Below are 5,667 nucleotides of genomic sequence, written 5' to 3' on the forward strand. Positions count from 1 at the left end.
ATGAACTATTAGCGTTAAGGAGGCGGCAGTCTGACAAATGGAGCTGAGGAATACTAAGAAAGAAAATAGTAACCTTGAATTAAACCGAAGGCAGTTTAAATATTCTAAAATTTGAAGCAGAAATGCTTGTCGCTTGTATTTAAGGGCAGGAATTTATTAAAACTTTAATTCCATTTCATGAATCAAACTTTTAGGGCACCTATAAAGTGGGAAAAAATCAACTGAATTATCAGGATCAATATTGGCATCCATTAGTAGCTTCAGATAATTTTCCGGATCTGAAATGTACCTCCAAGTTTTATATTCATAATAAATATCTGAAAACGAAGATTTAAAGTCGAAAAGTGAGTCTTTCTTAAACCCTAATCCACCACCCAAATTGAAAAACTTCATTCCTAATTGACGCCCAATCTGACTAAATTCATCTGTCAGAAATTTAGCTGGTGAATATTTCAAATAGGCTGTTTTTGTTGCCGCTAAATGGGATTGAATAATTGTTTGGGTAAATAGAATAATTCCACCACAAACAGCCTCTTCTTCATGATAAACTATGAATAACTTACTGTGAAATTCCATAGAATGCAGGAAATTGCTAAAATATTCTTCAGTAAACATATAATAATCACTTGCTCCTACCCGCTTCATATTTTCGGTATAAATTTCCGTAAACTCTCTTATGGCTTTAGGACTCTTGGATTCTTGAATATAAAAACCAGCAGATTTTAACTTTTTTATCTGTTTTATAAGGGAATAATCATATTTCAACCTCTGTTGTTCGAGCGACTGCTCGAGGTTAATTACAACACTGTTGCCATTATCATGCACACCATTAAAAGAATTCATCAGTGGCAATTGATCTAAAAATGGATTTAAACGCGAAAAAACAGATACAATTTGATTTTTTTTGAAAAACTGATGGAGGTCTCTTTTGAAATTCTCCTTCATCTCTGTCGGAATATCAGTGAATAATCGATTAGATATCGGCCCAGTGTACCCATAAACCGAAGTCATATCGTACAAATCAGTGTTAGGAATATTCCTTTTCAGTAATGGTATCGCAATAAAATCGTTATTTTCATGGTAAACCAATAAAACAGGAATCCCATCCTTAGTCAAATTATGGTATTCCCAGGTATGATAAGAATCAAATTCAAGAGATTGTGACACATATTTTTTCCACTCCCTCTCTTGGTGGATATTTATTTCATTAATCATAAAAAAAAGATTATTTATAAAATCAGAATTAATTGTAAAAGCTTTGCAAATAATAGAATATTGGAAGCAGCATTATTGAAGAGCACTTATTGATGCAAACTTATATTATGAGCCGTATTTTCTTGATAATTGGGCATCTCATCTTTTCTAAGAATCATTTTTAAAAAGTCTTTATTTATGCCAATTTCAGAAAAACCAATCTTTTTGTAGACCGACTGAGCGTTGTGATTTTCTTTGTGAACCTCGAGAATAATTGAATCTAAGTTAAGATGTGTGAAACCGAAATTAAGCATCAAGATACTTGCATGCTTACCAATTCCCTTGCCCCAAAATGATGGCTCCCCAATAAATAAATGAAACTCTGCTGTATTTGAGTTTACATTAATTAGCTGAACATTTCCAATATATTGACTGTTGCTTTTCAAACAAATGGCAAAACGATGGTCATCAGGCTTTTTTAAGGCATTTTTCAGCCATTCTAATTCCATTTTCTCAGTGATTTTTTTACCCGAATTAAAACAGGTATACTTCCAAATTATTGGATTATTTCTCCAATGAAAAGATGTTTTAGCGTCTGATAAATATAGCTCCCTTAAATAAATAGAATAACTCATAGCATTTGCTTTAGATAATTAATAATTCGTTCCATATCTTCTTCATTATAACGATGATCAATTGGCAATGAGACTAGATTATTAGCGAGATAATTTTCAAACATTTTATCGGTCGTCCATTTGAGCACATTTGGCCAGTAAACTGGTGTAAATACCCTTTTACTTATTAATTTCTTCTTGATATTTTCTCTACTTGATAAAAAAGGATAACATAATGGACCATTTATAAATGAAGTATCTATCTCTAATTGATTTTTATCTGAAAGCACTTCATGAAGGATTTTAAAATTCTTGTTTCTAATTAGCCTACACGATTCATAATCAATACTTTTTAGAAGATATTCTGTTAAAAATGACATTCTACGAATAGGATTTCTTGAGAGTATGTCATTATTAGTTTTATATGCTTCGAAACCTTTTTCGATAGACTGATCAACACTAATAAGAAGGTGTGACATTCTATCAGAAGAAATATCTCTTTCAAATTTTATAGTGCTAATTATATTACTTTGGAGATAAGCACCATCGGGAACACCAAAAAATTTACGACAGGAGTAAAAAGTGTCGATGTTAGGTAAGGGCTTTAAAAAAAAAGCCTGTGAATTATCCACAATCAAATTCATGTCCATCTTAGCTAAATTGTTAACTGTTAATTGTTTAACACCAAAATAATTGGTGTATAAAAAACATTCGTTAGTTTCAATTTCAAAATCGATTATTGGATCTAAATTCTTGTCGAGCGTATAAAAATGATATTGAATACCCAGTTTTTTAATAGGCTCCAGTATTACTTCACATGTAAAATATGGGATATAAATACAGGAATAGCCATTTACTTTCAGGATATATTCCAAAGCATTTCTTCCAGTATTTAATTTGATGAGGGAAGGATAATATTCTTCCATGGCGGGCAATTGAAGGTTTAAATAACCTCCGATAGCCTTTACTCGTTTGGCGTAAATTCTCATTAAGATTCAGAAGTGAATTATTAAAAATCAAACAAGATTTGTCTGATAAGAGGATTGCTGGAATGATTTAACCCTGATCTGGCTGGTACATTCGCTTGTTTAAGGGTTGATAATACTCATCGAGCGTTGCGGGAACCCTAGATTTATAACCTAAAATTTGTCTTAATCCTTCGCTCAATGATTCACCAAATTCGTAGCCTAAAAATCTGGGATAGTCGAATTGTTGCTTGAATTGTGGTTTTGTATAGCTAATCGTTAGAACTCTCCTATTTCCATCGGTAGTATTCTTTCCGGCTGCATGCCATAAATTTGAATCAAATAGGATTATACTCCCTTTTTTAGCAATTGCACGATCAGCATTTTCATAAAAATAATCCTCATCAGGTTTTATTGCAATTTGATGAGAACCAGAGAGCATATAAGTTGCCCCATTTTCGAGGGTGAAATCATCTAAGAGTACCATCATTTGAATCATGGTTTTATCTCTGCCCATAAAAGACCGTACATCTCGATGAATATTTTGAACATAGGGCCTATTATCTTTAGAATTCATCACCCCACCAAATGCATTCACAATATAATTACCGCCCAAAAAGGCTTTCATTTCTTTATCACAATACAAACGATCAAGAAATTGTAAAGCAAAATTATCCGATTCAATTAGATGATGTAAAGTTCCTTCCATATTTTGACTGATACCATTACTTTCCTGGATTTCGCGTCTTTTTTCATAGGCCTTTTCGAGCGAATTATTGATTTGATCTACAAATTCAGGCTCTAATGCATTCTCATAACTAATCCAACCAAATTGGTCGAGTTGTACCATTGCATTTTCAACTGAAATTTCTGAATAGGTGAATTTATTTTTCATATTATGTGTTAATTATTAACTCTTGATAAATATTAGTTCATTTTTATTAAATAAATGCCGTACATAAAACCATGTACTATTATTTTAATCTGTGAGAGGTAACATTCTAAGAAATAAGCACCTTTAATTTAGGCCTCAAGAATTTCTAACATTTGTTTATTTACCTTATTTACATCAAATTTTTTCCTTGCATAAGCTCTGCCATTTTTACCGAAAAGCAAGGTGTCTGCAGGATATTGGATGAAATGCTGAATCTTAGCGGTAAGGGCATTCACATTTTTTATTGGCACCAAAAAACCAGTTTGAGCATTTTCCGTAAGATCTACAGTTTCTTTACAACCAACTGAATCACAAGTAATTATTGCTCTTCCCATGGCCATTCCTTCAAGTAAGCATCTAGGAATACCTTCACCATAATAAGAAGGAAGAACAAGAACAGATGATTCTTTAATGTGAGGTCTTACATCACTAACTTCACCTAGATAGTTAATAATTTGACCTGAACTAATCTTTTGATACAAAACAGGATCAATGGAGTCGATATTGGGGTCATAGGGGCCAATTAATTTAAACTTAACATGGGGAAACCGCGATTTAATGCGCTCTGCAGCCTCAAAATACTCACGTATTCCTTTAGCATTTATCAATCGGGAGATCATTAAAAAAACAATGTTTTCTGAATCAGGTTTAGAAAATACATAATGAGAAAGATCTACACCTGAACCATTAACTACGTGAGCATTAACACTTTGATCAATAATTCCTTGATTAATTAAAGTTTCAAAATCATCTCTATTTTGAAGAATAAGCGCTCTGTTTCCATTCAGTTTTAGACTGAATTTTAACATCGCTCTAACTATTATCTTGACTAGTGGTGTTTTATCGTTGCCATTCATGAAGTTATAGCCCAACCCCGTAAGCATAGGCACAATATGTTTCACTTTACAAATTTTGGCAATAAAAGAGCCATAAATAACCGGCTTAAGCGTGTATGGGAAAAAGGTATCTGGTTTGGCTTGCTTAATTACCTGAAATAACCTAAACATGTACATGAGATCTGAAAACATGGAGACATTGCTTCCATTAAGCTCATTTTCATAAATATCGATGCCCATGTCAAGCAATTTATTTCGCACCTCATCGTGATGAATTTTAGGAGTAAAAACCGCCACCTCATTATTTTTCAATAATGCCTCCATAAGTTTGCCTCTAAACCCTAGTAGGGTACGATAAGAATCGCAGGCGATAAGTATTTTTTTTCTTTTTCGCTTGATCATAAGACGTTAAAAATTTGCTTTTAGCCTGTAGAATATGAATGTTAATCTGGAACCAGATTGAGTAATTCGAAGAAAAAGGAAATTGGAAATCCTTGAAAAGTAGGATGAAATATTAATTTGAAAGGGGAAATGCGCAGAAAACAGCTTAAAATACTAAGCGTTGCATTTTAGCAAATGCAACGCTTAGTTTAAAAATCCTGATTAAACAGGTAGAGAAGAAAAGAATATTACTACTTGGTACCTGCTTCAGCCAATACTTTAGCCGCAACATCAGCTGCTGGAATAAGCATGGATTGATACTCATAAGGAGGTATCCAATTGGAAGCAGCAGTTGATATTTTGTTGCTACCTGAATTTTTGTAAAAATTGGTGGAAGCCCCACTCACAAAACCCGGCTTAGCATTGTATTCTGTATAGATTGGGTTAGCCTGATTTTCGAAATAATTATTATCTGTTCGAACAGTTGCACCCATAGTTACACCAACTGTATAGCCACTACCATTATAATAATAATTGTTAAACACGTGCATATAACCAAATCTTGTACTAGGTTGTCTCTCAGAGATATTGTAGAAATAGTTACCATACATGGTTACTTTGAGAAAACCAATATCCGTAGTTTGTAAATCACCACTGCCAATAAGCAATGCAATATGAGAATCATGGAATTTATTATTTGAAATCGTAACGTAATTAGAGCGATCCGTTACTTCCATTAATTC

5 protein-coding genes and 1 pseudogene are annotated in these 5,667 nt (G+C 33.0%); all 6 read right to left on the minus strand.

The features are described 5' to 3' along the window. Positions 1 to 156 precede the first annotated feature (156 nt). On the minus strand, positions 157 to 1,215 hold the full coding sequence (locus ACILQF_RS09865; RefSeq protein ID WP_395627245.1) for a GNAT family N-acetyltransferase: 1,059 nt from the start codon (positions 1,213 to 1,215) through the stop codon (positions 157 to 159). Between the two features lie 86 nt (positions 1,216 to 1,301). Further along, positions 1,302 to 1,829 (minus strand): GNAT family N-acetyltransferase, encoded by a 528-nt coding sequence (locus tag ACILQF_RS09870; protein WP_395627246.1) that lies wholly within the window; start codon positions 1,827 to 1,829, stop codon positions 1,302 to 1,304. Continuing rightward, positions 1,826 to 2,797, minus strand: coding sequence for a hypothetical protein (locus tag ACILQF_RS09875; RefSeq protein WP_395627247.1), 972 nt, complete (start codon positions 2,795 to 2,797; stop codon positions 1,826 to 1,828). Before ACILQF_RS09875 ends, ACILQF_RS09870 begins: the two co-directional genes overlap by 4 nt. A 67-nt stretch (positions 2,798 to 2,864) precedes the next feature. Then, positions 2,865 to 3,668 carry a phytanoyl-CoA dioxygenase family protein gene (locus ACILQF_RS09880; RefSeq protein ID WP_395627248.1) on the minus strand — a complete coding sequence of 268 codons (804 nt, stop codon included), beginning with the start codon at positions 3,666 to 3,668 and terminating at the stop codon, positions 2,865 to 2,867. Positions 3,669 to 3,796: 128 nt separating this feature from the next. Next, positions 3,797 to 4,945, minus strand: coding sequence for a glycosyltransferase family 4 protein (locus tag ACILQF_RS09885; protein ID WP_395627249.1), 1,149 nt, complete (start codon positions 4,943 to 4,945; stop codon positions 3,797 to 3,799). 230 nt (positions 4,946 to 5,175) lie between these two features. After that, positions 5,176 to 5,667: pseudogene (locus ACILQF_RS09890) on the minus strand (pectate lyase); the annotation flags it as partial.

The organism is Daejeonella sp. (assembly GCF_044232565.1).
Classification (GTDB): Bacteria; Bacteroidota; Bacteroidia; order Sphingobacteriales; family Sphingobacteriaceae; genus Daejeonella.

Excerpts from the sequence above, each read along its gene's own strand:
- ACILQF_RS09865 (WP_395627245.1), bottom strand. The coding sequence starts at position 1,215 with ATGATTAATGAAATAAATATCCACCAAGAGAGGGAGTGGAAAAAATAT.
- ACILQF_RS09870 (WP_395627246.1), bottom strand. The coding sequence starts at position 1,829 with ATGAGTTATTCTATTTATTTAAGGGAGCTATATTTATCAGACGCTAAA.
- ACILQF_RS09875 (WP_395627247.1), bottom strand. The coding sequence starts at position 2,797 with ATGAGAATTTACGCCAAACGAGTAAAGGCTATCGGAGGTTATTTAAAC.
- ACILQF_RS09880 (WP_395627248.1), bottom strand. The coding sequence starts at position 3,668 with ATGAAAAATAAATTCACCTATTCAGAAATTTCAGTTGAAAATGCAATG.
- ACILQF_RS09885 (WP_395627249.1), bottom strand. The coding sequence starts at position 4,945 with ATGATCAAGCGAAAAAGAAAAAAAATACTTATCGCCTGCGATTCTTAT.